Source organism: Helicobacter sp. MIT 05-5294, assembly GCF_000765675.1.
In the GTDB taxonomy this organism is placed as follows: Bacteria; Campylobacterota; Campylobacteria; order Campylobacterales; family Helicobacteraceae; genus Helicobacter_D.
The window spans coordinates 20633-46641 of record NZ_JRPA02000002.1; the positions used below are offsets into that span (position 1 = coordinate 20633).

A 26009-nucleotide genomic window follows, 5' to 3' on the forward strand; every position below is an offset into this window, starting at 1 on the left:
ATTCAAAGTTTGGGCGAAATAGGATTCTAAATAATTTTTAAGGAAAGCAATGCGTTTTGGGTTGATTGGAGATATTGTAGGCAAGATTGGGAGGCAACAAGTCGCTCGTTATCTTAAAGAAGCAAGAGAAAAATATCGCCTAGATTGCGTAGTGGCAAATGGCGAAAACGCAAGTCATGGATTTGGGCTTAGCATTTCTTGTATGCGGGAGTTGCAAGAAGCAGGTGTTGATGTCTTTACCGGCGGGAATCATATTTGGGATAAAAGGGATATTGTTTCGTTTTTGAGCTTAGAAAACTCTAGCGTTTTGCGTCCGCATAATTATCCGCAAGGCGTGGTGGGAAGTGGAATCTATCGCGGAAGTGTGCGTGAAGAATCCTTTGCGATTCTGAATTTAATGGGGCATTTTGGTATGCCTCAATGCGATAATGCCTTTATTTGTGCCAATCAAATCATAGAATCTTTGCGCCAACAAGGAATCGTAAATATCGTGCTAGATTTTCACGCGGAAGCGACGAGCGAAAAACGCGCAATGTTTTTGATGTTAAAAGGCAAGATTGGGGCGATTGTCGGCACGCATACGCATATTGGCACAGATGATTTGGAAATCTTTGATGGGACTTTTGGTGTGAGTGATATAGGAATGTGTGGCGCGAGAGAAAGTGTGATAGGAATGCGCGCGAAAGAGCCGATTGAGCGGTTTTTGACAGGTTTACCAAATCGTCTTGAAGTGCCGGAAGGAAGCGGAATCCCAAGCCTTTTTCAAATGATTGTTTGCGAGATTGTGCAGGGTCAATGCGTGGAGGCATTTAAGCTTAAAGCGGTGGATAATGGGGAGTTGCAAAAAACGCTAGAAGCAGTGAGGGATTCTTAGGTTCTTTCGTTATTACAGAATCGCGCCTTATCGTCATTGCGAGGCAACGCCGAAGCAATCCATGATTTAAAATTACTCACGATTCCGCCATTGCGTCATTGCGAGAATTGCAACGCAATTCGCGGCAATCTATAATTTAGAATCTCACCTTAAAGATTCTATTGCATTATTTTATTTGTAATTTATATTATAGATTGCCACGAAAATTTTTTAAATTTTCTCGCAAGGACGAAAAGCAGCTCTGCAAAAGTTAGTTATTTAGGATTCTATTATTTAAATCTCGCAATCTCATCTTGGAGATTCTGCTCCAAATCCGAAAGATAGTCATAGTTTTTCTTACTCTGCTCCAAGACTTCATCAAACTTAAAACCAAGCATAATAATGCGATAAAGATTGGGCTTGTGCTTCCTCCAATTATACAAAGTGCTAACATCAATCTCCAAATAATACGCCATATCTCGTTTGCTTCTTTTGGTCAAACCCTATCCTTAAAATCGCTAACTTTTGTTTTGATTTTACATAAAATTTTATTTATTCAAAACACTTGAAATATTCAATTAATTTATAGATAAAGCTTGAATATATCAATTGTTAAGATTTAAGAATAATAGTTGAATAATGCCGAATTTAATTTTCTAGCTTTGGAGGAAAAAATGGTAAAGATTAATCATTTTATAAGGGTTAAAGGTCAGCCAAATTCTGGTAAAACTACTACAATTACTTGGAGTTTCTTAAAGCTTTTGACGGAAAAACGATCTAATTTGAAGTGTTTAAGGTATCTTGAATATGGGGATTTTGTGGCTGTTATTGAGCGTAATGGAAAAATGATAGGTTTTGTTAGTGGAGGAGAAGCAATAGACGATGGTTATGAAGCCCTTTGTGAAATGTTTGAGGGTGAGATTGAAGTTTGCGTGTTTGCTACAAGAACTCATGGTGGTAGCAAAACAACTTTAGAGAAAATCTTGAGAGAAAATGACAAACAAGAAGCTGATGTGATTTTTAATAGCGGTTGGATTGACATGATGAAAGAGACACAAGAGCAAATGGTTGAAGTTAAAGAAGAAGTCGCTAATGAATTGCAAAAGCGAAGTGATGAGCTTCTTGAGCGAATCAAAGAATACTTATAAATACAAAGCTTAAAAATCAGGATTCCAAGGATTTTACCAAAGAATCCTAAAACAAGGGGGCAAATGCAATCTTCACCAAAACCTAAAAAAACCAAGATAGTTTTGCTAGGTGGGAGTAATTCTGTGGCTGTTAAAGGCTTACAGTTTGGACTAATGCAAGAACACATAGAGCTAACAAACCTAGCACTTGGTGCCACAGATAGTTTGCAGAATCTCTTTGAAATCTTCCATGTCAAAAACCAACAAGCATTGCAAGAAGCGGATTTTATCGTCATAGAGACGAATATTAACGATTCGCATATGATTCCAAAGGGTTTTAGTGTGCAAGTGATTGGGCGGAATCTCGCTTGGCTGTGTGAGGGGCTGTATCAGCTTGGCAAAAGGGTAGTTTGGCTTATCTTGCCATTCGTCCATGACAATCCCACACTCAATGCGTTTGTGAAGCAAAACGCAAACCATTATGGCTTCAATGTGATTGATATGCACGAAAGATATGCAAAACAAGGCTTAATGGAGTTTTTTAACACTAGCGATGCTTATCATCAAATTTATTCCTTGACAGCTTTAATGGGTGAGAAAATCATAGAATTTTTAGAGGATTTTAAACCTTTAAAGCCAAATGTAAGCAAGGCGCAAACTTTGCCACATTTTAAGATTCTAACTCCTGCTAGTCTTTTGGGCGCAGAATCCCTGCTTCCTTTTTCTTATAACAATTCTGCATACAATGAAGTGGCTTACAGAGTGAAGCGCGAGGATAGGCTGTATTTCCCAGAAGAGAGTAAGGGCTATGCGGTGGTTGGGATTAAGGTGTGGAGTTTTGGACTAAAGCATCAAAACAAAATGAGTTTTATCTTAGAAAATGCGCAAACAAAAATTGTTAAAATGATTCAAAATGGAGTTTTGCTCGTGCATTCTTTGAGAGATATTCTGTGGATTGATGAGGCGACTTGTTTTCGGATAAATACCGAAAATGAGCCGATGAGCGAATCTAGCGTGTGGTTGGACCAAAAAGCACAAGTCAGTGCGGATATTGATTATGTTGATGTGGTGGAGTTTTATCTCGCACATGGTGGGAAGTGGGATTATGAGATTCTTCCTTTAGAGGGCATAAAAGTAGAATCCCAATATGATTTTAGCTATTTAATCCCAAATGTTCTAGCCATCAAAGAAATGATAGAAGAATATAACGCACGAATGGATAAGAAGAGATTTGCTTCTTTGGAGAGTCAAATTAAGGCATTGAAAGATTCTAAACAAAATTCTAAAATAGTATTAGTAGGAGCGGATTTGCGGATTAAATCGCATCTTAGCTTTAGGCTTGGGAATGCGATGGTGCTAAATTCTAAGAGTTTGTGGGGAATGATAAGATTGCCTTATGTGTTAAGCTACATTAATGCTTCTTATAAACAAGAGCAAAGGCAATACCAAGAAAAAATTGCCAAAGACCCAACGCTAAAACTCCCTCCGTTAGAATCTTACGCGGATTATCAAGAAGCTTTAAAAATCAAAAACTACACTTCCTATAAACTAGGAGAGGGTTTAATGGTTGCGAATTGCGCGGGGAAAGGACGCACGATACTTTATCTCTTTAAAGCCTTTATGGCTAGAATTTTTGGCTTAAAAGTCGTATAATTTTTGTTTGTTATTCATTTGCTATTGTGTCGTTGCAGAATCTCGCCCCTTGTTATTGCGAGGAAGCGAAGCTGACGCGGCAATCTGTAATTTAGAATCTCTCCTTAAAGATTTCATTGTATTATTTTATTTGTCATTTACATTATGGATTGCCACAGCCTCTTTTCAGGGGCTTAGCAATGACGGCTAGGTAACCCACGATTCTATTGCCATAGAATCTTGCAAAGACAAAAGCAACCTTTGCACTTCTTGCAAGGACACAATGGTTATTTTGGTTTGTCGGATTTACAATTTTGCAACTTTTTGTAGCGTTTTAGTCGGGAAAATCACACAAAAATTTGCAGAGTTTTTTAAAAATAAAGTTTTCTTTTGATAAAATACTAAGTTTCTTAACAAAAATTTTAAGAATTTGTTTCAATGAGGAGGAAATAGATGGCAGAGAATGTCAATCGTAGAGATTTCCTTGGTATGACTCTAGGAGGGATTGCGGCTATTGGCGTTGGTGCGTCGTTGGTTGCGATGAAATCTTCTTGGGATCCATTGCCAAGTGTTGTTTCAGCTGGTTTCACAACTATTGATTTAAGCAGTATGGCTGATGGCGAATATAGACAAGTGGAGTATAGAGGCACACCTGTTTATGTGATTAAAAAAACTGCAGAAATGAAAAAATGTGAAGAAAGAGATGTGGTTGTGGGCAATGCAGATTATAGTTTAGGTATCCAAATTTGCACCCATTTAGGCTGTATTCCATCATACGATTCTAAATCTAGTGAGTTTCATTGCGCTTGTCATGGTGGGCGATTTGATGCTTGCGGTAGAAATGTATTTGGTCCTCCTCCAACTCCAATGGCGATTCCACCTTTTAAGATTGAGGGTGCGAAATTGGTGCTTGGCGAAGAAGGTCCTGAATACCTAAAACTTGTAGGCAAGGCATAAGGAGTAGCGTATGGCACAAATTCATAAAGCAGATGGCATTATTGATTGGTTGGATCAAAGGTTAGCGGTTAAGCCTTTGATGAAAGTTTTGATGACGGAATATTGGATTCCAAAAAACATTAATTTCCTTTGGGCAATGGGTGTGGTGTTGGTTGTCTTATTTAGTCTCTTGGTGATTTCTGGATTGTTTTTATTAATGTATTACAAGCCTGATACAAAACTCGCATTTGATAGCGTGAATTATACAATTATGCAAGAAGTGAAATATGGTTGGCTGTGGCGACATTTACACGCTGTGAGTGCGTCTGTTTGTTTCTTGGTGATTTATATTCATATGTTTGTTGCAATCTATTATGGTTCATACAAGCGCGGAAGAGAGATGATTTGGCTTACAGGTATGGTTCTTTTTGGTTTATTTTCCGCAGAAGCATTTAGTGGATATATGCTTCCTTGGGGACAAATGAGCTATTGGGCGGCAGCGGTTATTACAAACTTATTTGGCGGAATCCCTGTAATTGGGGCAGATTTGGTTGTATGGATTCGCGGAAACTTTATCGTAGCAGACGCGACTTTGACAAGATTCTTTATGCTACATGTTGTGTTGTTGCCTGTGGTGATTATGCTCGTGATTGCGGTGCATTTCTACTCTTTGAGGATTCCGCATGTTAACAACGCTTATGGCGAAGAATTAGACTTTGAAAAAGAAGCTGAAAAGTATAAAGCAGGCAACAAAAAAGAATCTAAAGTGATTCCATTTTGGCCTATGTTCTTATCTAAAGATTTCTTTGTGGCAAGCTTCTTCTTGGCGATTTTGTTCTATCTTACTTGCTATCATTTTGCCTTTGCGCTTGACCCGATTAACTTTGATCCCGCAGATCATCTTAAAACCCCGCCACATATTTATCCTGAATGGTATTTCTTGTGGAGCTATGAGATTTTAAGAGGTTTCTTCTTTAGCGCAGATTTAGGCTTGATTGCATTTGGAATCGCAAATGTTGTCTTTATGCTTTTGCCTTGGTTGGACCGCAGTGATGTTGTCGCACCCGCACACAAACGACCGGGATTTATGATTTTCTTCTGGCTTTTGGTTGCAGATATGATTATTCTTACGATTTGGGGTAAACTCCCTCCAACAGGTGCGAATGCTTACATTGGATTTGCCGCAACGATTGCATTCTTGGCATTGTTATTTGTTGTGTTACCGATAGTAACGAAGCTTGAAAACAAAGAAAAATAAGGAGCGATTATGAAAGAAATTTTAGCATTAATCGTTGTTGTGGTGCTTACCGGGATTATTTATTGGGGTGTTGAGCCTTTTGCGCATAGCCAAATGAATCCAGCAGTAGCTCCTGCAGATTATGAGTTTAAGGATTTGCAACCTCTTGCGGTTAAAGAGGGAAATGCTGCAAATGGCAAAGAGATTGTAACTACAAATTGTCTTGCTTGCCATTCTATTAAAGTAGAGGGAATGGAATCCCCATTTGCTCCAGAAGATGCACTTGCAGCTTATGGTGTCGTCCCACCGGATTTATCAACTGCAGGGTTGATTTATCAAGAAAACTTCTTGGGTAATGTTATCAAAAATGTTTCAGTTGCAACCAAGCAAACTCATAAATTTGATGGCAATCATCCAATGCCAGCATATTATGATATGATGAGTGATGAGGAAATTGCTGATATGGTTGCTTATTTGAAAAGCATTGCGCCAGAAACTTTAAGCAATAAGGAAGTTTTTGTTGATGCTTGTGGTCGTTGCCATAGTGTGCGCTATGATAAATGGAGTGCAGAGGGTGGTATGACGGATTATTTGGGTGCAAAAGTTCCTGATTTATCTATGATGATTCGCAGTAGAAGTTTGGATTATTTACATACCTTTATCAATGATCCACAAAAGCGACTTCCCGGCACTGCAATGCCACGCGTTGGCTTGACACAAGAAGCAGAAAATCAAGTCATTGCTTATATGGAATCTGTCGGTGATAGCAAAAAAGATGAGCGCGAAGCACTCGGCTACAAACTCATTATTTTTATGGTGATTATGGGCGTTGTGGCTTATTTGTGGAAACGCAAAATTTGGTCAGATGTGCATTAATCCATTCATCAAAGCAGGGTTTTTTCTCCTTGCTTTGATATTCTCTTTCTTTTAATTGGCTTTGATAAAACGCTTAAAAACTCTAAAACACATAACCAAAACATCTTTTAATCTTGCAAATATTAACTTTTGCGGTTTGGATTTACCATCAATAAGATTCTATCCAAAGAATCGGAAGCTACTTTAAAAAGACTTTTGTTAAAATATCGCAAATCCCAAATAAATCCATCTTGTCTTTGTCTGCGTGGAAATGTTTAAAAGGAATTGAGAATGCAATTAGTAGTGAAAAGCTTTGAAGAATTGAGTCTGGAGGAATTATACGAGATTCTTAAAATACGCGTTGCGGTGTTTGTGGTGGAGCAAAATTGCCCTTATCAAGAAATTGATGATAAAGATAAGCGAAGTTTTCATTTGTATCTTAAAGATGAAAAGGGAATTTTGGCGTATTGTCGCGTCGTGGAAGCGGAGGTTTCTTACAAAGAAGTTTCTATTGGTCGGGTGATTTCTGTGAGACGAAATTGTGGATTGGGGGAAATGATTGTCAAAGAGGGGATTAGAATTGCACAAGAAAAATTACAAGCAAAAGCAATAAGAATCGGCGCACAAGTCTATGCAAAGGGCTTTTATCAAAAATTTGGATTTGAACAAGTCTCGCAACAATACCTAGAAGATGGAATTTGGCATATTGAAATGTTACTCAAACTTTAAAAACCGCAGATTCCTTTTGAATGCTATAAATGTGATGATTTTGGGGCTGTATTTGTGATATTTGGCAGAGATTCTTTGAGATGGCTAAGAGATTCGTAAAGCCAAGTTTTAGCGCGGTGCAAAAGCATTTCGCGCCGATAGAATTATGCAGAATCTTAACAATGTTAAGGCTTAAGTGTGAAATCCAATGAAGCATTGCTAGAATGAAAAATTGTCGTTCCATAATTTTTAGCAAAATACAACATTAAGAGTTTTTGCAAAGTAGGTTCAATGCTTGGAGAAAACCACGCATTGTTGCTAATTGCGATGAGGTTTTGGGGAGAATTTTGATAAAACTCTTCCCTAGTTGCTTCATAGCAAATTGCGATTTGGAATCGCTCATTACCGATAAGTGTGGAGTTTGGCGATTGGAGTTTGGCTTGTTCAAAATCCTCCGCGCCTTCAAAAAAGGTCTTATTGATCCAACTTGCTAGAAAGTGAGGTAAAGGAATCTGCTCACCAAATGGCACGAGAATTTGCTTGTGAAAAACCTGCATTTCTCCATTTTGAAACAAATAAGCACTATTGAAGATTTTGTGATTCTCTTGATAAAGGGAGCCGGTTAGAATCGCAATGTCAGCACTCGCCTCTTTTAGGGATTCTATAAGGCTTGGATAGAGGTTTAATGCAAGTGGAAAGGCGGTTTCAGGGAGGATTACCAAATCATAATTTTGCGCCTTTGCTTGTCTTATTTTATCATAATTTTGCGCAATAATGGTTTGTAAATGTTTGGAATCCCAACGCAGATTTTGCGGGATATTAAGGCTTAAAGTTTGGATTTTTAGTTGTGTAGGGGTTTGAGGTTTGGGTTTAGAATCCCAATTTATAGAATCTTGAAAGCCAAAGAGTATTAAATAAAACGATAAAATCCAAACAACACCTGCTTTATAAAGCTTTTTTGTGAGCATAAGACTAAAAATCAGCACACCAATAAGAAGCAAAAATAGGGTGAATTTAGAGGGAGAAAAATAGCTTTTGCTTAGCATAGATTCTAGGATAAACCAATTAAAACCAAAAGGGTGAATCCACGAAGAGAGAGTGAGGGCAAACAAGCGATAAATAGGGCTTTTAAAAAAGCAAAAGAGATAAAATATCCCGCCATAAATCAGTGCAAAAACAATCCAAACCAATGGAATCAAATAGGCAATTCCAAAGAATCTAAAACTAAAACCAACCCAATAAAACCATAGGATTCCAATCAAAGCACCACAGATAAACGCACCCAAACGCGAAAGTTTAAAATATAAAAAGATTCCACAAAGTGCGCAAATTGTGGAGAAAATTGGGGCGTTAGAATCCCCTAAAAAATGCTCCAAGTAGATAAATGCACTGAAAAATAATGCGCACAAAGCCCCAATTAAGGAAGCAATCCATTTGTTTTGTGGAATCTCATCGCATAAAAATAGCCTTTCTCCAAAGTTTTTGGGATTCTTATTAGATTCGCCTTTGCGCACTTTTGTTTGGGCGGAATGCTTTTTTGTGCCCCTAGTCTTTGGTGTGTCTGATGAAAATTTTAGTGTGAATTTCACGCGAAATTTCCAAAGCTTAGAGAAATTTCTAACTCCATTTTGCGTAAATGCGCAATCACTTTTTGCAACTCGTCAATATCTTTTGCTTTGACGCGAATCTCGTTACCTAAAATCTGTGTGCTGACTTTGAATTTTTCGTTTTTAATCGTCGTATTGATAGTTTTGGTGCTTTTATCATCTAATACATCGTTAAGTTTATAGGTAATTTTTGTATTGCCACCACTTGCGGATTCCGTATTTTGCTCCTTAAGGACTTTTAATGAGAGATTGCGTTTGATGAGTTTGGAATCCAAAATATCTTTGATTGCCTTTGCTTTATTTGCGCTTGTTGCTAGGAGGGTTAGGGTTTTTTCTTTTTCATTGAAGTTTAGCTCTTTTGCCTTGTCGTCTTTGAAGTCAAAACGATTCTCCACTTCCTTTTTTGCTTGTTCTAGCGCGTTTTTAAACTCTTGAATCTCTACTTTTGCTGAAATATCAAAGCTATGTTCTTTTGCTGCCATTGTTGCTTCCTTTTGCGAAAAATTTACTAAAAATTATTAAATTTTATTTTAACATAAAATGTTTTTAGGTTTCTTTTGTGTAAAATACGCATTTTATTGAAATTTTGTTTCAAGGTGTGTAATGGAAGATTTTAGTTGGTTTGATTTGGTGTTGGGTGCTTTGATTCTGCTTTTGGCGATTCGGGGCGTGATTAATGGCTTCGTGCGCGAATTTTTTGGCTTTGTTGGAATCGTGGGTGGTGTGTATGGTGCTTCTGTTTATGGAAGTAGCGTAGGAGAATGGATTAGTGCGAATATCTACACTTTTAAAAACCCCTCCGCTATCTCTCTTGTAGGATTCTTGGTATTATTGGCAGTCATTTGGGGGGTTGCGTTGATTTTAGCAGAAATTGTGCAGAAATTAGTGCATTTAAGTGCATTGGGAGGATTGAATCGTATTTTGGGATTCTGTTTTGGTGCTTTAAAGATTTTTATGATTTTCGCGATTCTCCTTGCCACACTTGCCAATATCCAATTTGCTAGAAGTTTTATTGAAAAATACACGCAAGGAAGCTATCTTTATCCAATGTTGCTAAGCACAGGAACTGCGGTTATTAAGCTAGATGTTGTGCAGAATAACACACCCGAAATAGAGAATTTGCAGAAAAATATATTCTAAAATTTTAAAAGGTAAAAAATGTTTGAAAATGATGCTTATGTGCTTGGCAGAATCACAAAAGCCAATACATTACGCGAAATGGGAATCAATCCTTACGCAAATGGGATTTTAAAGGAATCCTCCACGCAAGATTTTTTGCGCGTATTTGATTCTCTTAAAGCCTTACCAGAAGGTGAGCAAAAAGACGAGAGCAAATCCGCGCAGATTGCAGGGCGCATTAAATTTGTTCGCTTAATGGGCAAAGCAGCGTTTATTAAGATTGAAGATACGCAAGGAATCTTGCAAATCTATCTATCCAAAAACGAATTAGGCGATGACTTTGATGTGTTTAAAAAATATATAGAAGTTGGCGATATTGTAATGGCAAAAGGGTTTCCTTTCGTAACAAAAACAGGTGAATTAAGCTTACATGCTTTAGAATTTAAGCTTTTGACGAAAGCCATTAGCCCTTTGCCGGAAAAATATCATGGATTGGTGGATATTGAATTGCGCTATCGTCAGAGATATTTGGATTTAATTATGAATAAAGAGGTGCGTGATAGCTTTGTGTTGCGTTCTCAAATCATTTCAAATGTGAGAAAGTTTTTTGAACAAAAAGGCTTTTTGGAAGTTGAAACACCCATGATGCACCCAATTCCCGGTGGAGCAAACGCAAAGCCTTTTGTAACTTATCACAATGCCTTGAATGTAGAGCGGTATTTAAGAATCGCACCTGAACTATATCTCAAACGCTTGATTGTCGGAGGGTTTGAAGCGATTTTTGAAATTAACCGAAATTTCCGCAATGAGGGTATGGACCATTCGCACAATCCGGAATTTACGATGATTGAATTTTATTGGGCGTATAAAGACTACAAAGATTTGATTAAAATCACGCAAGAATTGTTTGTGAGTTTATTAGAATCGTTAAATTTGCCTAAAACTTTACCTTTTGATGGCAAAGAGATTCAAATGGACCAATTCAAAGAAATTTCCTATATTGACGCACTAGTGGAGATTGGCGGGATTCCACGAGAAGTCGCAATCAATACAGATAAACTCTATGATTATTTGATACAATCAGGTGTGAAGTTGGAATCCAAAATGGAATTAGGAAAACTGCAAAGTGAAGCCTTTGATGCTTTTGTAGAAGAAAAACTCATCAATCCGACTTTTATCACAGATTTTCCGATTGCAATCAGCCCTCTTGCAAGGCGCAATGATAAAAATCCAGAAATTGCCGACCGCTTTGAATTGTTTATTGGAGGAAGTGAAATAGCCAATGGTTTTAGTGAGCTAAACGACCCATTAGACCAATTAGAGCGATTCAAAGAGCAGGTGAAGGCAAAAGAAGCGGGGGACGAAGAGGCGCAATATATGGACGAAGATTATATTGCAGCCCTTTCTTATGGTATGCCACCTACTGCGGGAGAGGGCATTGGGATTGACCGCTTAGTAATGTTATTGACGGGGAATACAACCATTAAAGATGTGATTTTATTTCCTGCATTAAAACCGCAAAAACCACAAAAAAGGATAGAAGAATGAGCTATATATTAGAAGAGCAAGACCCGGAAATTTTGGGCTTTATTAATCAAGAGTTGGAGCGTCAAAATACACATTTGGAGATGATTGCAAGTGAAAACTTCACCTTTCCAAGTGTTATGGAGGCTATGGGGAGTGTGCTGACCAATAAATACGCAGAGGGCTATCCTTATAAGCGATATTATGGCGGTTGTGAGTTTGTAGATAAAATTGAAGAATTAGCGATTAATCGCGCCAAAGAGCTTTTTGGTTGTGCTTTTGCTAATGTGCAGCCTCACGCGGGTTCACAGGCGAATTGTGCGGTTTATTCCGCGCTTTTAAAGCCTTATGATAAAATTTTGGGAATGGATTTAAGCCATGGGGGACATTTAACCCATGGAGCAAAAGTAAGCACCACAGGGCAAATGTATCAAAGTTTCTTTTATGGCGTGGAGCTTGATGGAAGGATTAATTACGACAAAGTTGCAGAGATTGCAAAAGTCGTCAAACCTAATTTAATCGTATGTGGTTTTAGTGCTTATTCAAGAGAGTTAGATTTCGCTCGTTTTAGAGAAATAGCCGATAGTGTAGGGGCAATTTTAATGGCGGATATTGCGCATATTGCTGGACTAGTTGTCGCGGGAGAATATCCGAATCCTTTTCCTTATGCAGATGTGGTAACAACAACGACACATAAGACTTTGCGCGGACCGCGTGGAGGATTGATTCTAACCAACGATGAAGAATATGCTAAGAAAATTGACAAAGCAGTATTTCCCGGAATACAGGGAGGACCGCTAATGCATGTGATTGCAGGTAAAGCAGTGGGGTTTGGTGAGAATCTAAAACCTTCTTGGAAAAATTACGCTAAACAGGTGAAAGCAAATGCGCGAGTGTTGGCAAAGGTGTTAATGGAGAGAAATTTCAAAATCGTGAGTGATGGCACAGATAATCATTTGATTTTGTTGTCTTTGTTGGATAAAGAATATAGTGGCAAAGATGCGGATTTGGCATTGGGTAATGCGGGAATCACGGTGAATAAAAACACCGTTCCGGGAGAAACACGAAGCCCCTTTGTAACGAGTGGTGTGCGCATTGGATCTCCTGCATTAACAGCAAGAGGATTCAAGGAAGCAGAGTTTGAAATTGTGGCAAATAAAATTGCAGATGTGCTAGATGATATAACAAATCTGCAAAAACAAGAAAAAATCAAGTCTGAATTAAAAGAACTTGCGCTAAAATTTCCTATTTATAATAAGGCAATTTTTTAAAGATTAAAGATAAGGGAGCGAGCAATGGTATCGGATATGGATTTAAAACTTATCAAAATGATTACTTCGCATTATTGGTTAAAGTCGCCGGGAATCGGAGAGAAAATTCATCATAATGGGAGAATCTTTTATGATAAATTCAAAAAAGTTGATGAACCCATAACACGCAATTTACTTCAAAGTCATTTTAAAAAAGAAATTATCATTGCGCATTCTTTGATTAACGCACACGATAAGGTGGAGAATATTGTTTTTGACTACAATGGATTCAATGCAGAACGCTTTTGGCATCGTGCGCAATTACTCTTAAGAGAAGAAGGGTTTATTAATTTTACTGCGTATGAAACCAAAACACCCGGACATTTGCATTTGTATGTGCATAAAGGACATACGACTTTTCAAGAAGCGTGTCAAATCTCTAAAATGTTAGGCGCGAAACTTGCACAAAAAATGCCAACAGAGTGGAAAATGTTTCCTTCGCTTGATATTCCCAAAAGTTTTAACATTCTAATTGTGCCTTATAATGTTTATAGAAAAGAACGCGGTGCTTCGTGGTCGAAACATATGTAAAGGAGGGTAAGGAAATGAAAGAGTTAGAATCCCATAAAGACACAACACACGATTTGGAATTAGATGATTTGCTTATTAGTAATGGCGAGGGAGATGAGTTAAAGGGCGGAAACAATAAAAAGTTGATTTTATTAAGCGCGATTGGTGTTTTATTATTCGCGGTTGTTGTATTGGTTGTTTATTTGTTTCAAGGAGATTCTCAAGATTCTGATTATAATACGCCAAATCTTGAAACACAAAAACCGATTGAATCTGCGACTTCTCAAAATGCACAGGCTTCAAATGCAAACCAACAAAATACAGATTTTGGACAAGTTCCGATTCAAAACAATACAAGCAGCGATGATCAATTCCAAGCGATTATTAACCAAATCAAAGCGCAACAAAGCGAGAATAACCCTGCATCACAGGCTTTGCCAACAGCTCCATCTACGACACCAAAAGCAGAATCCCCAAAACCTGCACAAACAACACAAGTAGCTCAAACTGCCCCAAGACAAGAAAGGCAAGAATCTCCAAAACCAAGCGTAAGCGATAGTTTTAGAGATGTTAGAGTCAATGATCCTGCCTTGCAAGGAAGTGAGGCGACAAGAGGATTTTATGTTCAAGTAGGTTCATTTAGTAAATTCTCTCCAAACAAGCAGCTATTGGGATTAATTAATGAGGGGAAATTCAGTTATCGTATGCAAAAATCAGGCGATAATAATCGTTTGTTGATTGGTCCGTATGGAACAAAACAAGAAGCTCAAGATAGATTAAGCGAGATTCGCTCCAAAATCAATAAAGATGCTTTTATTAAAGAGATTAAATAAGCTTCATACCTTTTTGACAATATCCGCTCACGCTTTGTGAGCGCAATTTTGCTACCGCGTTAAGTGTTGCTTTTTGTCATTGCGAGGAACGAGCGAAGCGAGAGAGTGGCGCACATTGTGCGTTAGCAATTTACCCACACTCGCAAATCCCCACGCTTAGAATCTCGCCTTAGAGATTCCATTATATTATTGATTGATTGTTTAGATTATGGATTGCTACGAAGTCGCATTTAGCAACTTCTCTCAATGACAGGTTTCCTTTTCTTGCCTATGAGTTTTGCATTAGGCTTTGACTAGGATTGTGATTGAATGTGAATTTCGGGATTCCGTTTGTATTTATCAGTATGAGAGAGTAAATCAGCCCCTTAAAGGAGCTAAAGAGAGTATCTATTCAACGACAGGCGTATGCGCACTTCTTTTGTCATTGCCAATATCGTCTCTGTGAGGTTGTGAGGCGACTACCGCGTCCCACACGATACAGCCTTCTGTTGGACAAGCGGACGCACAGGCGGGTTCGTCGTTATGTCCGACACATTCTACACATTTTTCACTATGAACAAAGTAGCAACCATCGTCATTTGGGTTGTCATCATCATCTACGATTGCTGTTACAGGACATTCGTCAATGCACGCACCACAGGCGATACAAATATCAGTAATTTTAACAGACATTATTTCTCCTTAAAATTTAAGTTTGAGTAACAAGTATATATTAAACTTCATAAAATAGTGCTTTAAAAATAAAATTAGCCCCACAAAGGCTATTTTATTGTGTAAAATAGTGTAAAATTGCTAATGAAATTATTTTTTAAGGCTTTATCTATGGGTGGTATTATTTTTGGTCCTGTGCGCTCTAGACGCTTTGGAGAATCTTTAGGTGTGGATTTGTCTCCTTATGTGAAGCAATGCAATTATGATTGCCTTTATTGCGAATTGGAGGGGAAAAAGGCGCAAGATTCTATGGAATCCCCTTTGGAAGTGGAGACGATTTTAAGAGAGATTCAGAAAGGATTGGCGCATTTTCCAAACATAGAATCCCTAACCATTACCGCAAATGGAGAGCCGACACTTTATCCTTATTTGTATGAGTTAATGTTGCGATTAGAAGATGTGAAAGGTGCGACACAGACTTTGCTTTTGACCAATGGTTCTTTGCTGTGTGAGCCTAGCATCGCACGCGCGTGTTTGTTGTTTGATAAGGTTAAGTTTTCGTTAGATGCGTTGAGTAAGGAAGTGTTTAAAAAGATTGACCGCCCGAGCAAAACAATCAATTTAGAGCAGGTATTACATGGAATCTATGACTTTAGTGCGGATTTTATGGGCGAATTGTATGCAGAGATTTTATTTGTTAAAAGCATTAATGATTCCTTAGAGGAAGTAAAAAAAATGGCAAAATTCCTTGCTCCTATGCGTTTAAAGAGATTAGATATTGGCACGATTGACCGCCCTCCAGCTTATAAAGTGGAGCGTATTTCAGAGAAGCAATTAGAATCTTTGGGAAGAATTTTTTTGGATTTTGGTATTCCAACCTTTGTTGCTAAAAGAATAGAATCCAATAGACAAGAGAATTTGATTTTAACCCAAGAGGAGATTCTTAAAACCCTTGCTATGCGCCCTCAAAGCTTACAAGACATCAGCACTCTTTGGCATTCCTCTACTAAAAAGATTTTGCAGGAATTGTTGCAAAGTGGCGCAGTGGAGAGAATAGAAAGCAATGGCGAGGAATTTTTTAGGATTCCTTATGACAATAAAATACAATAAAACATTGGTAAAATCGTAAGTTGGTAAATCTTCATTGAGAGACTTCGCAGAAGTCGTAGTAATCCATAATGTAGGCTACTAGAGGATATAATGGAATCTCTAAAGCGAGATTCTGTGTTATGGATTGCCACACTTCGCCACGCTTTGGCCGCAATGACGCAGTATGTAAGAATGCGAGAAAAAGGCTTTAAACGATAGATTGCATAAGAATTTTGATAAAACCTCCGCAAAGGCAATCAATTTTTGTTATAATCCAAATCCAATGTTTTCTTTAAGGAAGTGATATGCGAAAAATTGTCTGGACGAGTTTGTTGGTAGTTTGTGCGGTGGTTTGTTTGCAAGGGTGCAAAGGCGATGAGAAGCTGACAATGGCGACTGCTGCGGAGTTTCCTCCTTTTGAATATAAAGAGGGTAGTGCGTTTAAGGGGATTGATGTTGAGATTGCAGAAGAGATTGCTAGAAGATTGGGTAAGGATTTGGAGATTCAAGATATGGAGTTTGATTCTGTTGTGAGTGCGGTGAGTAGCAAAAATGCGGATTTTGGCGCAAGTGGTTTGACAATTAACGAGACGCGTTCAAAAGTCGTAGATTTTTCTACTCCTTATTATAATGCAAATCAAGTGGTGATTATTAACGAATCCGATTCTGAATTAAAAGCCATTGGTAGTGATGCTGCCGCACTTGTTAAGGCAATCAACGCAAGAGAGGGTATTAAAATCGGTGTGCAAACCGGCACAACCGGAGCATTTTATGCGCAAGGCGATAAGGATTGGGGATTTGATGGCTTTGCAAAAGCGGAAGTTAAAGGCTTTGTGAATGGTTCTTTGGCAGTAAGCGCATTGGTAAATGGGCAAGTGGATATTGTGATTATTGATGAAGCTCCTGCGCGTTTAATTTCCCAAAATTACGCGAATACGGAGGTTTTGAGTGCGTATTTGACAGAAGAAAGATATGGAATCGCAGTTAAAAAAGGAAACAAAGAATTGCTAGATTCTATCAATGGCGTTTTAGAAGCAATGAAAACAGAGGGTGTGTTGGATAAAATCATCAAAAAATACTATTAAAATAAAGTCATTTTATGCTAGATAAAATCAGTATTTTTTATAATCAACTCATCTTAAAGGGCGGTTATGCTCTTGTTGTTGAGGGATTGTTTGTTACGATTCTACTCGCTGTATGTGGTTTGTTAATTGGAATCTTTGTTGGCACACTCTTAGCAATTCTTATTACCAAAGAGGACAAAAACGCATTGGAGCGCGTATTAGTTGTAGTTGGCAAACTCTATGTGGGATTCTTTCGCGGGACGCCTATTGTTGTGCAATTATTATTTATTTATTTCGTGATTCTGCCGCTTTTTGGACTTGCAGGAAGCAATGCCTTGTTGGTGGCAGTTGTTATTTTTGGCTTGAATAGTGGCGCGTATGTGAGCGAGATTATTCGTGGCGGAATCCTAAGCGTAGATAGTGGGCAAAACGAAGCAGCAAGGGCTCTTGGGCTAAATTCCAAACAAAGTATGCATTTTGTGGTTTTCCCCCAAGCCTTGAAAAACGCCTTGCCAAATTTAGGCAATGAGTTTATTACCCTACTTAAGGAAACTTCAGTGGCAAACTATGTAACCGTGCATGACTTAACTTATGCGTTTAAGACGATTGGAAGCGCAAGTTATGAATATATGATTCCATATTTTTTCTTAGCGTTTTGTTATCTTGTGTTGGTGATGTTGGCAAGTTTTATCGTTAAAAAATACGAAGGGAAACTAAGAAAAAGTGATAAGCGTTAGAAATTTAGTCAAAAAATATTATGAGAGTGGCACAAAAGAAAGCAAAAAAGAAAAAATCGTGCTTGATGGCTTGAATGTGGAGTTTGAACGCGGTGAAAAAGTCGTGATTGTCGGACCTAGTGGAAGTGGCAAAAGCACTTTTTTGCGTTGTTTGAATTTGCTTGAAACCCCAAATAGTGGCGAGATTTGGCTAGAGAATCGGAGAATCTCTGAAATCAGCATAGATTTATATCCGGAGCTTTCTGCGTTTAAAGGAAAGCAGTTGAAGCGTAAGATTCAAGAATACGACAAAAGAGACCGCCAAGATATTAATGAGGCGCGCGCCCAAATGGGTATGGTGTTCCAACATTTTAATTTGTTTAATAATTTAAATGTGTTAGAAAACATTACCTTAGCTCCTATGAAGCTTAAAAAAATGAGTGCTAATGAAGCAAGGGAAGTCGCGTTGGCTTTACTAGCGCGTGTGGGTTTGTATGATAAAGCCCATGAATATCCTGCGCGTTTAAGTGGGGGGCAGAAACAGAGGGTTGCGATTGCGCGTTCTCTTGCAATGAAGCCCAAGGTAATGCTTTTTGATGAGCCTACAAGTGCGTTAGATCCTGAAATGGTTGGGGGAGTTTTGGATTTAATGAAAAGTTTGGCAGAAGAAAAAATGAGTATGGTTTGCGTTACGCATGAAATGGGATTTGCTAAAGAAGTCGCTACGCGCGTTTTGTTTATGGAGCATGGCAAGATTTTAGAGGATTCCCCGCCGCAACACTTTTTTGATTCTCCTAAAAACGAGCGTTTGCAATACTTCTTAAGCCATATTCGGCGGTAAATTTATCCTAGAGATTCTGCGATTATGGAATCTCGCATTACTTTTTAAGACAATCAAACAAAACGCCAAACAAACCAAGCAAAAACAAGAATCAAAACAATAGAAAACAAATTGACAAATGCGCCGTATTTCATCATTTCTGTTTGTTTAATATAGCCTGTGCCATAGACGATTGCATTGGGAGGAGTGGCGACAGGTAGCATATAAGCGCAACTTGCACCAAAGCCAATCACGAGCGGAAGCACGGAATGTGGCATACCTAACGCATCTCCTACGACGCCAAAGATTGGCACTAATAACGCCGAACTTGCGGTGTTGCTTGTAAATTCTGTTAAAAAAATAATGAAAAGTGCGGAAGCAAGGATAATCATTAGCCAATTACTATGCCCAAAGAGCGCAGTAACGCCATTGGCAAGCACTGCACTCGCGCCAGAGTCTTTTAGAATCGCACTTAAGGCAAGTCCTCCACCAAAAAGCCATAAAACGCCCCAATCTGTGTTGCTTTGGATTTCTTTCCAAGTCGCAACACGCGTAATGCCTATGGCGACTGCACAAGCTAATGCAATCATAGAATCCAAATCTTTGATTCCGCCAAACCATTCGCTAAGTTTCGCGCTAAAAATCCAAGCAAGTGCAGTGATTCCAAAAATCACTAGAGTGATGATTTTTTTAGAATCCCATTGCGTTTTTTCTAATTTTAAATGAAAAGTTTGGTTTAAATTAGGTTTGAGTAGCAAATATAAAATTCCAACCATACAAGGTAACATAATGCACATAAATGGAATCCCAAGTTTCATCCACTCTAAAAAATTCATTCCAAGATAGGAAGCGGCGATGATATTAGGAGGGCTTCCAACCATTGTGCCAAACCCCCCAATTTCCGAGCTATAAGCGACGCCCAAAAGCACAAACAAAAAAGTCCCGCGATGTTTTGAAATTTCTAAATTAGACAGAATCCCAAGTGCTAAAGGCAACATAATCGCGGCAGTTGCTGTGTTGCTAATCCACATAGAGAGCAAAGCACTCACTCCAAAAAGCATTAGAATCGCTACGCCCATTTTGCCTTTGGCAAGGAGAATCAAGCGGTTAGCAATCAGCCTATCTAAGCCTTGAATGTGTAATGCGCTAGCGAGTGCGAATCCGCCAAAGAAAAGGAAAATTACCGGGTTTGCGAAAGTTTTGAGTGCATTGGTAACATCTTGCAATTCAAACAACACCGCAAGTAATGGCACAATTAATGCTGTGATAGTTGTATGGACAGCTTCGCTAACCCAAAGAATCCCGACAAATGCTAAAATGCAGATTCCAAGATTCGCTTCTTTGGTGAAAGGTAGCCAAACAAAAAGCGCACCAAATAATAAAATATCTATCCCAATAATCCATAAAGCCCTTTGAATCTGCATTTTCTCTCTATTTAAACCAATTTTTGATTTTTTCTACCAAACCTTCTAAGCAATTAATGGGCTTGGATTCTTCATAGCCAAAAGATTGGTGGAGTTGCAAGAGTAATTCGCGCTGTTTTTCGTCCAACTTATCAGGATATGAAATATTGGCAACAGCGATAAAATTCCCTCTTTTGCCACTATTGACACTTTTGATTCCTTCGCCATGGAAGATGAATTGTTGCTTGTCTTTGACACCCATAGGGATTTTGAGTTCCAATTCTTTGGTAAGGGCTGGAATCTTGATTGTTCCGCCAAGCATTACAAGTGTGAAAAATACCGGCACTTCTAAATAAACATCGTTGCGATGTCGGATAAAATGCGCATCTTCTTGCACGACAATTTCTACATACAAATCCCCGCGTGAGCCATCTGGCATTTGATTTCCGCGTCCTTGCACACGGATTTGATTTTGATTATCCACACCCTCTGGAATCTTAATTTCAAATTTTTCTTGTTTTTCTTGATAGCCTTTGCCGGAGCATTTTTGGCATTTCTCCGCGCTCATTTCTCCGCTTCCATGACATTTGGAGCAGGTTTGCGCGAAAGTCATAAAGCCTTGTGAAAAAGTCTCACGCCCACTTCCTTTACAAGCACTACAAGTCGTTACTTTGCCGTCTTTTGCGCCACTACCTTTGCAAGATTCGCAGGAGCTTTTGTAGAGAATCTCAATTTCTTTTTTGCAGCCAAATACCGCTTCATGGAAGCTAAGCTCTAGTTCTATGCCTAAATCACGCGAATATTTTTCGTTTTTCTTCTGCGCTCCGCCAAACCCGCCAAATCCTCCAAACCCTCCACCAAAAACGGAATTGAAAATATCAAAGATACTTCCCTCCATATCGCCAAATCCAAAACCGCTGGATTCCAAGCCTTTTTTGCCATAAGTATCATAGATTTGCCGCTTTTCTTTATCGCTTAAGACTTGATAGGCTTCATTGACTTTTTTAAACATTTCTTCAGCATTTTTATCGTCAGGATTCCTATCGGGGTGGTATTTTAACGCCATTTTACGATAAGCTTTTTTGATTTCTTCTCCACTTGCATTGCGTTCTATTTCTAGGATTTCGTAATAATCAAATTCTTCCAAAAATACTCCTAATCTTTAATGTTTTTTGGTAAATAAAAATTTCGCATTTTAGCGCAATCAAGTTTAGAAGTGATTAAAAAATCGGGATTGTTGTGGATAAAAATTTGATGATTTTTAAAGATTTTTGCTAAGATTCTAAAATTAATAAAGGAAAGTTATGGAATCCAAATGCGCACAATTTGCCCCAAAAATGCTTGAAACTCCAACTTCAAATCCTCAAGTTGCGATTGCACAAAAACTTAGGATTCCAAAGAATCCCTCCAAAAAATTCCTTTATCATTTGTTAGAAGAACAATATTATTTGTTTAATACCAAAGATTCTATTAATGAGAATTTGCCCGACCCGCTAGGCGTTGCAAGGGAGTTTCCAAGCGATAAAGTCGCACTATTTTGCGCCTTGTTTGCCTATGGCAATGTGCATTCTATCGTGAAGTTTTTGCAATCTTGTAACCTAAATGCACTTGTAAATCCCAAAGATTGCGCAATTTCTTGCACTTCTAAAGTCTATCGCTTTCAAAACAATGCAGAGATTCAATGGTTCTTCCAAACGCTTTTAAATTTGGAATCCCTGCAAGAGATTTTTTATCAAGGTTATCGATGCGATTCTATTTTGGGTGGCATTCGTTCCTTGCAAAGCACATTTTATCGCAAGTTAGACAAACCTACGCAAGGATTGCAATTTTTGCTAGGTTTGCTAGATTCTACTTCGCCGCTTAAAAGGTGGAATCTCTTTTTGCGTTGGGTTGTGCGTAAAGATTCTTTAGATTTGGGATATTGGGAGGGAGTAAAAAGAAGCGATTTGTTGTTGCCATTAGATACGCACACTTTTAGAATCGCTAGAAGATTGGGACTGCTAAAGCGAAAAACTTATGATTTTAAAGCTGTGTTGGAGTTGAGTGAAAATCTAAAGAGATTTGACGCCAATGACCCAATTAAATATGATTTTGCTTTGTATCGTATCGGGCAGTTAGGCTTGATAGAGTAGCATACCCTTTCGTCGTTGTGAGAAATTGTCAGACTTCGTGGCAATCTATAATGTAAGCTACAAATAAAATAATGCAATGGAATCTCTAAAGCGAGATTCTGTATTATGGATTGTCACAGCCCTTTGTCAGAGGCTTCGCATAACAGCGGCGTCTTGCCTATTGTATTTGCATAAGGGAGGATTAGAATCCGCCAAAATACCTAACCGCTCCAATTTTTCTATCCACTTGACTTAGTAGATTTAGATTCTCTTTGCTTAGATTTGTGTTTTGTAAAAGATTTTGGGTTTGTGTAGAATCTAGGCTTGGGTTAAATTTATACAGCACATCAAAGCCCATTTTTTCTTCCGCACTTAAGATTTCACTTTGTTGCATTGCATTGCCTAAGTTCCCTAAGCTTTCGGAATTTTTCGCGAAATTTTCACTGAAATTTTTGGCAAAATCTTGCAGCTTGGTAAGTTCAGAGCTGATTTCAAAAGAATCGTGAATCTCTGTTGTTGTGCTTGTGGGTTGAGTGCCTAAATCAAACAGGCTAGAGATTCCTTCAACGCCTTGCGTATTTTGTGTGCCAAAAAGCGAGTTAGAATCTTTAGAATATCCAATGTTGCTAGAATTTGTGCTTTGTTTTTGGGTGTAGGATTGGTTGAGCAAACTCCACGCATTGTTTTTGTCATTTACATTCATAGCTTTTCCTTTGAATCTAAAATTTACGATTGCTAAAGCAAATTTTATTCCAATATTTCAAATTGCTTAAATTGAAGTTTAAGGGCGGAGCGACTTAAGAAAACAGCAAAGGAATTATGCTACAATGCACACTTTTGATTGTTAGGAGTTTATAATGTATGCAGATTCTGCATTAAGCCTTGTTGTACCATTGTGTGTGATTGCATTAGTTTTTATTACGCGAAGAGTTGTATTCTCGCTATTTGCCGGAATCGTCCTTGCAAGTTTTATGCTAAACGATTCTTTTTTTGGTGCGTTAGAATATGTTTTTAATGTGATTGCAGGAGTGTTTTATAGCGATGGAGAAGTGCAATCTAATGCCTTGTATGTGTTTGGATTCTTGATTTTGCTTGGAATCTTGACACAATTAATGCAGTGTTCGGGCGGAATGAATGCGTTTGTGCATTGGGCTAGAGTGCGCGTCAAAAGTGCGCGTGGCTCGGAGTTTGTAGCTTTTGTTGCTGGAATCGTAATTTTTATTGATGATTATTTTAATGCTTTGACCGTGGGACAAATTGCGCGTCCTTTGAATGACGCAAACCATTCTACAAGGGAGCGTTTGGCTTATATTATTGATTCTACTTCTGCGCCGATTTGCATTTTAATGCCAATTTCAAGCTGGGGAGCTTATATTTTAGGAATTATGGGTGGATTGTTTGAAGAAACTTCAAGCTTTAGCGTGTTGGCACAAAGCATTTGGGGAAATTATTATGCTTGGTTTGCTTTGCTTGGAGTTTTTTTGACGATTTGGTGGCAGATTAACCTGCCTGTTATGCGCCATAATCAAGGTGTAGGCATAGAAGAGTTTGATGAAATCAAACCCCACAGCGGAGGGAGTGTTTGGCTTTTGGTGATTCCTATTGCAGCGTTGATTTTCTTCGTGGGATTCTTTATTTTTTATAGTGGCTTTCAAGAATCCAAAAGCTTTAATTTGATTGAAATGTTAGCTAATGCACAAACAGGATTTTCGCTGTTTTGGGGTGGAATCTGTGCTTTGGTGATTTCTGTGATCATTGCGTGGAATCGCATTGAGAGAAACGAATATTTTTTAATTACTAAAGACGGGTTTTTGTCTATGTTGCCCGCGAATCTCATTTTGATTTTGGCGTGGGCGATTGGACCGGTGATTAAAGAAGATTTGCAAACAGGGATTTATCTTGCGAATTTAAGTAAAGATTTCTTGGCAAGTGGCGTTTTGTCCGCTAATGTTGTCGCTCCGATTGTTTTGTTTGTGAGTGCAAGTTTTATCGCGTTTTGCACGGGAACGAGCTGGGGAACTTTCGCGATTATGTTGCCTATTGGTGCGAGTATTGCGACGATTAATGGGATTGATATGGCATTGAGTGTTTCAGCTGTTCTTGCAGGAGCAGTTTATGGCGACCATGCTTCGCCGATTTCTGATACTACGATTCTTTCAGCCACAGGAGCGGGTTGTTCGGTGCAAAGCCATTTTATCACACAGCTGCCTTATGCGACAACCACAGCTTTAGCGGCATTGGTGAGCTTTGGGGTGGCGGGTATTTCAGATTCGCTTATTTTGGGGTATTGTGTGGGATTCTTTTTAATGTTTGGAAGTTTTTATGGATATAAGAGATTTTTTAGCAAACCATTAGATTTTAAAGAGTTAAAAATTGCCTAAATATGGGGAATCTATATTTATTATAAATTTAAATTAGGATTAATATTTTTTATACCTGATTAAAATTGAGATAAAAAATCTCTGAAAATATTACCGACTTTAATTTGGTTTAATTTAATTAGTTATAAAATATTTATCTTAAAAATTTTAGATTCAGAAATGACAAACAAACTAAAAGCAAAGGAGAATAAAACGATGTTCGGCAGTCAATATAAAGAGCAACTACATCGTGTGTTGGAAGAAAATAAACTTCTTAAAGAGAAGCTTCAAGAGGCAAAAGCACACAATGAAGAGTTGCATACAAAGATTCAAGAAATGTCAGCAGAGGAGGAAAAGCCCGATAAAATCGGAACTTTTAAAAATATGACTTTATCTCTTGTGAATGGTTGTGGTAAAAACCTAAAAATACTTCAAGATGACTTTAGTAAGACCGTGGATTTGTTGCGTTCAGCAAAGTCTATTGCGGAAGGTAATAGAAAAAATTCTGTTGAGATTCAAGATATTTTAGCAGATGGTTTGTCTAATATGACTGCAAAACTTTCTGAATTTAATAGTATGATTACGCAGGTTCAAAATGACTTTACGGCAATTTCATCGGTAATTGCGCTGATTACAGACATTTCTGACCAAACGAATCTTTTGGCATTGAATGCGGCTATTGAAGCGGCAAGAGCCGGAGAGCATGGGCGAGGATTCGCAGTCGTGGCTGATGAGGTGAGAAAACTCGCAGAAAGAACGCAAAAAGCGACAAAAGAAATTGAGATGAACATCCAAGTGGTGCAACAAAACTTCTCCGAAGTGCAAACTTCTTCTGATGATATTATTAAAGAAATGGAGCATTTAGGCTCACAAAATGAAGTTTTAGAGCATATCAAGCAATCCGCCGACCAAATTTATATCGATACAGATAAAATTTTGACGGTTACTTTTGTCGGATTAATCAAGCTAGACCACTTGTTCTTTAAGATTAATGGCTATAAAGCAATCTTCAATGAAGATATGGAAGCGAAATTTGCAGGACATCATGATTGCCGTTTGGGTAAATGGTATGATACAGGCACAGGTAAGCAGTTGTTCTCACAATATGCAAGTTATCCAAAAATAGAGCCTCCACACCAAGGAGTGCATGATAATATCATTGCTGGACATTCTTTGATGAAGCAACACGGCGGTGCTCATGATTGTTTGGAAGATATTTACAAATACTTCCAAGCTGCCGAGTTGGCAAGTGATGATGTTGTAAAATATCTTGATGGTTTGGCAGAAGAAAAACTAGCAACCTTAGTATAAGAGTGCGTTTGCAAAACTAAATCTACAATATAAAGCGCGGAATCTATAAATCATTTTATGCGATTCCGCAAGTCTTTAAAATCTGCTATTTGTTTTTGTAAGGAATCGTAATGCGATTTTGTAATGTGCAAATGCGTGAGTTTGTATCTAAACTTGCAAATCTATAACCCAAAACAACCCGCCGTCATTGCAAGAAGTCTCTTAAAGTGTTACTTGCCATCATTGCGAGATTC

General features: G+C 38.3%; 27 protein-coding genes. 19 read left to right on the plus strand and 8 right to left on the minus strand.

Annotated features, from left to right (window positions below; genetic code table 11):
* The first annotated feature begins 49 nt into the window (after nucleotides 1-49).
* Nucleotides 50-874, plus strand: a complete 825-nt coding sequence (locus LS69_RS01410; protein ID WP_138121617.1) for a TIGR00282 family metallophosphoesterase — start codon at nucleotides 50-52, stop codon at nucleotides 872-874.
* A 269-nt stretch (nucleotides 875-1143) separates the two neighbouring features.
* Here the strand turns inward: LS69_RS01410 and LS69_RS01415 are convergent, their stop codons facing one another.
* Nucleotides 1144-1353, minus strand: coding sequence for a transcriptional regulator (locus LS69_RS01415; protein ID WP_138121618.1), 210 nt, complete (start codon nucleotides 1351-1353; stop codon nucleotides 1144-1146).
* A gap of 174 nt (nucleotides 1354-1527) precedes the next feature.
* Between LS69_RS01415 and LS69_RS01420 the strand changes: the two genes are divergently transcribed.
* The 6 genes from LS69_RS01420 (at nucleotide 1528) to LS69_RS01445 (ending at nucleotide 7369) form a co-directional block, all read left to right on the plus strand.
* Nucleotides 1528-2001, plus strand: a complete 474-nt coding sequence (locus tag LS69_RS01420; protein WP_138121619.1) for a hypothetical protein — start codon at nucleotides 1528-1530, stop codon at nucleotides 1999-2001.
* A 63-nt stretch (nucleotides 2002-2064) separates the two neighbouring features.
* Nucleotides 2065-3633 carry a hypothetical protein gene (locus tag LS69_RS10300; RefSeq protein ID WP_194145373.1) on the plus strand — a complete coding sequence of 523 codons (1569 nt, stop codon included), beginning with the start codon at nucleotides 2065-2067 and terminating at the stop codon, nucleotides 3631-3633.
* A gap of 432 nt (nucleotides 3634-4065) precedes the next feature.
* Nucleotides 4066-4569: a ubiquinol-cytochrome c reductase iron-sulfur subunit gene (petA, locus tag LS69_RS01430; protein ID WP_138121620.1), complete on the plus strand. Its 504-nt coding sequence runs from the start codon at nucleotides 4066-4068 to the stop codon at nucleotides 4567-4569.
* 10 nt (nucleotides 4570-4579) lie between these two features.
* Nucleotides 4580-5806: a cytochrome bc complex cytochrome b subunit gene (locus LS69_RS01435; RefSeq protein ID WP_138121621.1), complete on the plus strand. Its 1227-nt coding sequence runs from the start codon at nucleotides 4580-4582 to the stop codon at nucleotides 5804-5806.
* A 9-nt stretch (nucleotides 5807-5815) separates the two neighbouring features.
* Complete coding sequence (locus LS69_RS01440) at nucleotides 5816-6661, plus strand: c-type cytochrome (RefSeq protein WP_138121622.1); 846 nt, start codon at nucleotides 5816-5818, stop codon at nucleotides 6659-6661.
* Between the two features lie 270 nt (nucleotides 6662-6931).
* Nucleotides 6932-7369, plus strand: a complete 438-nt coding sequence (locus tag LS69_RS01445; RefSeq protein WP_138121623.1) for a GNAT family N-acetyltransferase — start codon at nucleotides 6932-6934, stop codon at nucleotides 7367-7369.
* Here LS69_RS01445 and LS69_RS01450 read toward each other — a convergent pair.
* Genes LS69_RS01450 through LS69_RS01460 form a run of 3 tightly spaced genes read right to left on the minus strand, consistent with a single transcriptional unit; the run spans nucleotide 7359 to nucleotide 9437 of the window.
* Nucleotides 7359-7592: a hypothetical protein gene (locus LS69_RS01450; RefSeq protein WP_138121624.1), complete on the minus strand. Its 234-nt coding sequence runs from the start codon at nucleotides 7590-7592 to the stop codon at nucleotides 7359-7361. The genes LS69_RS01445 and LS69_RS01450 overlap by 11 nt on opposite strands.
* The gene (locus tag LS69_RS01455) at nucleotides 7534-8937 is read right to left on the minus strand and encodes an apolipoprotein N-acyltransferase (RefSeq protein ID WP_238699060.1); all 1404 of its coding nucleotides are present in this window, start codon (nucleotides 8935-8937) and stop codon (nucleotides 7534-7536) included. Before LS69_RS01455 ends, LS69_RS01450 begins: the two co-directional genes overlap by 59 nt.
* Complete coding sequence (locus LS69_RS01460; RefSeq protein WP_138121625.1) at nucleotides 8934-9437, minus strand: YajQ family cyclic di-GMP-binding protein; 504 nt, start codon at nucleotides 9435-9437, stop codon at nucleotides 8934-8936. The genes LS69_RS01455 and LS69_RS01460 overlap by 4 nt, the downstream gene beginning before the upstream one ends.
* Nucleotides 9438-9558: 121 nt before the next feature.
* Here LS69_RS01460 and LS69_RS01465 point away from each other — a divergent pair, with 121 nt between their 5' ends.
* From LS69_RS01465 to LS69_RS01485, 5 genes are read left to right on the plus strand one after another with little or no spacing between them, the layout of a single operon-like run.
* On the plus strand, nucleotides 9559-10095 hold the full coding sequence (locus LS69_RS01465) for a CvpA family protein (RefSeq protein ID WP_138121626.1): 537 nt from the start codon (nucleotides 9559-9561) through the stop codon (nucleotides 10093-10095).
* An 18-nt stretch (nucleotides 10096-10113) separates the two neighbouring features.
* Nucleotides 10114-11622, plus strand: coding sequence for a lysine--tRNA ligase (lysS, locus tag LS69_RS01470; RefSeq protein WP_138121627.1), 1509 nt, complete (start codon nucleotides 10114-10116; stop codon nucleotides 11620-11622).
* Nucleotides 11619-12869, plus strand: a complete 1251-nt coding sequence (locus LS69_RS01475) for a serine hydroxymethyltransferase (protein WP_138121628.1) — start codon at nucleotides 11619-11621, stop codon at nucleotides 12867-12869. The genes lysS and LS69_RS01475 overlap by 4 nt, the downstream gene beginning before the upstream one ends.
* Nucleotides 12870-12893: 24 nt before the next feature.
* On the plus strand, nucleotides 12894-13439 hold the full coding sequence (locus tag LS69_RS01480) for a DUF1882 domain-containing protein (protein WP_138121629.1): 546 nt from the start codon (nucleotides 12894-12896) through the stop codon (nucleotides 13437-13439).
* A 14-nt stretch (nucleotides 13440-13453) separates the two neighbouring features.
* Nucleotides 13454-14251, plus strand: a complete 798-nt coding sequence (locus LS69_RS01485; RefSeq protein ID WP_138121630.1) for an SPOR domain-containing protein — start codon at nucleotides 13454-13456, stop codon at nucleotides 14249-14251.
* Between the two features lie 387 nt (nucleotides 14252-14638).
* Here LS69_RS01485 and LS69_RS01490 read toward each other — a convergent pair whose 3' ends face one another.
* Entirely contained in the window at nucleotides 14639-14923 is a 285-nt protein-coding gene (locus LS69_RS01490; protein ID WP_138121631.1) for a 4Fe-4S binding protein, read from the minus strand.
* 150 nt (nucleotides 14924-15073) lie between these two features.
* Between LS69_RS01490 and LS69_RS01495 the strand changes: the two genes are divergently transcribed.
* The 4 genes from LS69_RS01495 to LS69_RS01510 all read left to right on the plus strand — a co-directional run bounded on the left by LS69_RS01495 (nucleotide 15074) and on the right by LS69_RS01510 (nucleotide 18612).
* Nucleotides 15074-16012, plus strand: coding sequence for a radical SAM protein (locus LS69_RS01495; protein WP_138121632.1), 939 nt, complete (start codon nucleotides 15074-15076; stop codon nucleotides 16010-16012).
* Nucleotides 16013-16296: 284 nt separating this feature from the next.
* Entirely contained in the window at nucleotides 16297-17076 is a 780-nt protein-coding gene (locus LS69_RS01500; RefSeq protein WP_138121633.1) for an ABC transporter substrate-binding protein, read from the plus strand.
* 14 nt (nucleotides 17077-17090) lie between these two features.
* On the plus strand, nucleotides 17091-17792 hold the full coding sequence (locus LS69_RS01505; RefSeq protein WP_138121634.1) for an amino acid ABC transporter permease: 702 nt from the start codon (nucleotides 17091-17093) through the stop codon (nucleotides 17790-17792).
* A gap of 55 nt (nucleotides 17793-17847) precedes the next feature.
* Nucleotides 17848-18612: an amino acid ABC transporter ATP-binding protein gene (locus tag LS69_RS01510; protein WP_238699066.1), complete on the plus strand. Its 765-nt coding sequence runs from the start codon at nucleotides 17848-17850 to the stop codon at nucleotides 18610-18612.
* A 53-nt stretch (nucleotides 18613-18665) separates the two neighbouring features.
* Here LS69_RS01510 and LS69_RS01515 read toward each other — a convergent pair whose 3' ends face one another.
* Together LS69_RS01515 and dnaJ are read right to left on the minus strand one after the other, a co-directional pair.
* Nucleotides 18666-20015, minus strand: a complete 1350-nt coding sequence (locus LS69_RS01515; RefSeq protein WP_138121636.1) for a DASS family sodium-coupled anion symporter — start codon at nucleotides 20013-20015, stop codon at nucleotides 18666-18668.
* Between the two features lie 7 nt (nucleotides 20016-20022).
* The gene (gene dnaJ, locus LS69_RS01520) at nucleotides 20023-21141 is read right to left on the minus strand and encodes a molecular chaperone DnaJ (RefSeq protein ID WP_138121637.1); all 1119 of its coding nucleotides are present in this window, start codon (nucleotides 21139-21141) and stop codon (nucleotides 20023-20025) included.
* 157 nt (nucleotides 21142-21298) lie between these two features.
* Between dnaJ and LS69_RS01525 the strand changes: the two genes are divergently transcribed.
* A complete protein-coding gene (locus LS69_RS01525) occupies nucleotides 21299-22126 on the plus strand; it encodes a TIGR02757 family protein (RefSeq protein WP_238699061.1) in 828 nt (275 codons plus the stop codon).
* Nucleotides 22127-22307: 181 nt separating this feature from the next.
* Here the strand turns inward: LS69_RS01525 and LS69_RS01530 are convergent, their stop codons facing one another.
* A complete protein-coding gene (locus LS69_RS01530) occupies nucleotides 22308-22808 on the minus strand; it encodes a hypothetical protein (RefSeq protein ID WP_138121638.1) in 501 nt (166 codons plus the stop codon).
* Nucleotides 22809-22962: 154 nt separating this feature from the next.
* On the opposite strand from LS69_RS01530, the gene LS69_RS01535 reads away from it, so the two are divergent.
* Together LS69_RS01535 and LS69_RS11035 are read left to right on the plus strand one after the other, a co-directional pair.
* A complete protein-coding gene (locus tag LS69_RS01535) occupies nucleotides 22963-24486 on the plus strand; it encodes a Na+/H+ antiporter NhaC family protein (protein ID WP_138121639.1) in 1524 nt (507 codons plus the stop codon).
* Nucleotides 24487-24681: 195 nt separating this feature from the next.
* Nucleotides 24682-25776: a methyl-accepting chemotaxis protein gene (locus LS69_RS11035; protein ID WP_138121640.1), complete on the plus strand. Its 1095-nt coding sequence runs from the start codon at nucleotides 24682-24684 to the stop codon at nucleotides 25774-25776.
* Nucleotides 25777-26009 lie beyond the last annotated feature (233 nt).

Coding starts and splice junctions, on each gene's coding strand:
- LS69_RS01450 (WP_138121624.1), bottom strand. CDS start 7,592: ATGGAACGACAATTTTTCATTCTAGCAATGCTTCATTGGATTTCACAC.
- LS69_RS01490 (WP_138121631.1), bottom strand. CDS start 14,923: ATGTCTGTTAAAATTACTGATATTTGTATCGCCTGTGGTGCGTGCATT.
- LS69_RS01445 (WP_138121623.1), top strand. CDS start 6,932: ATGCAATTAGTAGTGAAAAGCTTTGAAGAATTGAGTCTGGAGGAATTA.
- LS69_RS01500 (WP_138121633.1), top strand. CDS start 16,297: ATGCGAAAAATTGTCTGGACGAGTTTGTTGGTAGTTTGTGCGGTGGTT.
- petA (WP_138121620.1), top strand. CDS start 4,066: ATGGCAGAGAATGTCAATCGTAGAGATTTCCTTGGTATGACTCTAGGA.
- LS69_RS01410 (WP_138121617.1), top strand. CDS start 50: ATGCGTTTTGGGTTGATTGGAGATATTGTAGGCAAGATTGGGAGGCAA.
- LS69_RS01530 (WP_138121638.1), bottom strand. CDS start 22,808: ATGAATGTAAATGACAAAAACAATGCGTGGAGTTTGCTCAACCAATCC.
- LS69_RS01505 (WP_138121634.1), top strand. CDS start 17,091: ATGCTAGATAAAATCAGTATTTTTTATAATCAACTCATCTTAAAGGGC.
- LS69_RS01465 (WP_138121626.1), top strand. CDS start 9,559: ATGGAAGATTTTAGTTGGTTTGATTTGGTGTTGGGTGCTTTGATTCTG.
- LS69_RS01440 (WP_138121622.1), top strand. CDS start 5,816: ATGAAAGAAATTTTAGCATTAATCGTTGTTGTGGTGCTTACCGGGATT.
- LS69_RS01535 (WP_138121639.1), top strand. CDS start 22,963: ATGTATGCAGATTCTGCATTAAGCCTTGTTGTACCATTGTGTGTGATT.
- LS69_RS01435 (WP_138121621.1), top strand. CDS start 4,580: ATGGCACAAATTCATAAAGCAGATGGCATTATTGATTGGTTGGATCAA.
- LS69_RS10300 (WP_194145373.1), top strand. CDS start 2,065: ATGCAATCTTCACCAAAACCTAAAAAAACCAAGATAGTTTTGCTAGGT.
- LS69_RS01420 (WP_138121619.1), top strand. CDS start 1,528: ATGGTAAAGATTAATCATTTTATAAGGGTTAAAGGTCAGCCAAATTCT.
- LS69_RS01485 (WP_138121630.1), top strand. CDS start 13,454: ATGAAAGAGTTAGAATCCCATAAAGACACAACACACGATTTGGAATTA.
- LS69_RS01460 (WP_138121625.1), bottom strand. CDS start 9,437: ATGGCAGCAAAAGAACATAGCTTTGATATTTCAGCAAAAGTAGAGATT.
- LS69_RS01480 (WP_138121629.1), top strand. CDS start 12,894: ATGGTATCGGATATGGATTTAAAACTTATCAAAATGATTACTTCGCAT.
- LS69_RS01495 (WP_138121632.1), top strand. CDS start 15,074: ATGGGTGGTATTATTTTTGGTCCTGTGCGCTCTAGACGCTTTGGAGAA.
- LS69_RS01475 (WP_138121628.1), top strand. CDS start 11,619: ATGAGCTATATATTAGAAGAGCAAGACCCGGAAATTTTGGGCTTTATT.
- lysS (WP_138121627.1), top strand. CDS start 10,114: ATGTTTGAAAATGATGCTTATGTGCTTGGCAGAATCACAAAAGCCAAT.
- LS69_RS11035 (WP_138121640.1), top strand. CDS start 24,682: ATGTTCGGCAGTCAATATAAAGAGCAACTACATCGTGTGTTGGAAGAA.
- LS69_RS01525 (WP_238699061.1), top strand. CDS start 21,299: ATGGAATCCAAATGCGCACAATTTGCCCCAAAAATGCTTGAAACTCCA.
- LS69_RS01515 (WP_138121636.1), bottom strand. CDS start 20,015: ATGCAGATTCAAAGGGCTTTATGGATTATTGGGATAGATATTTTATTA.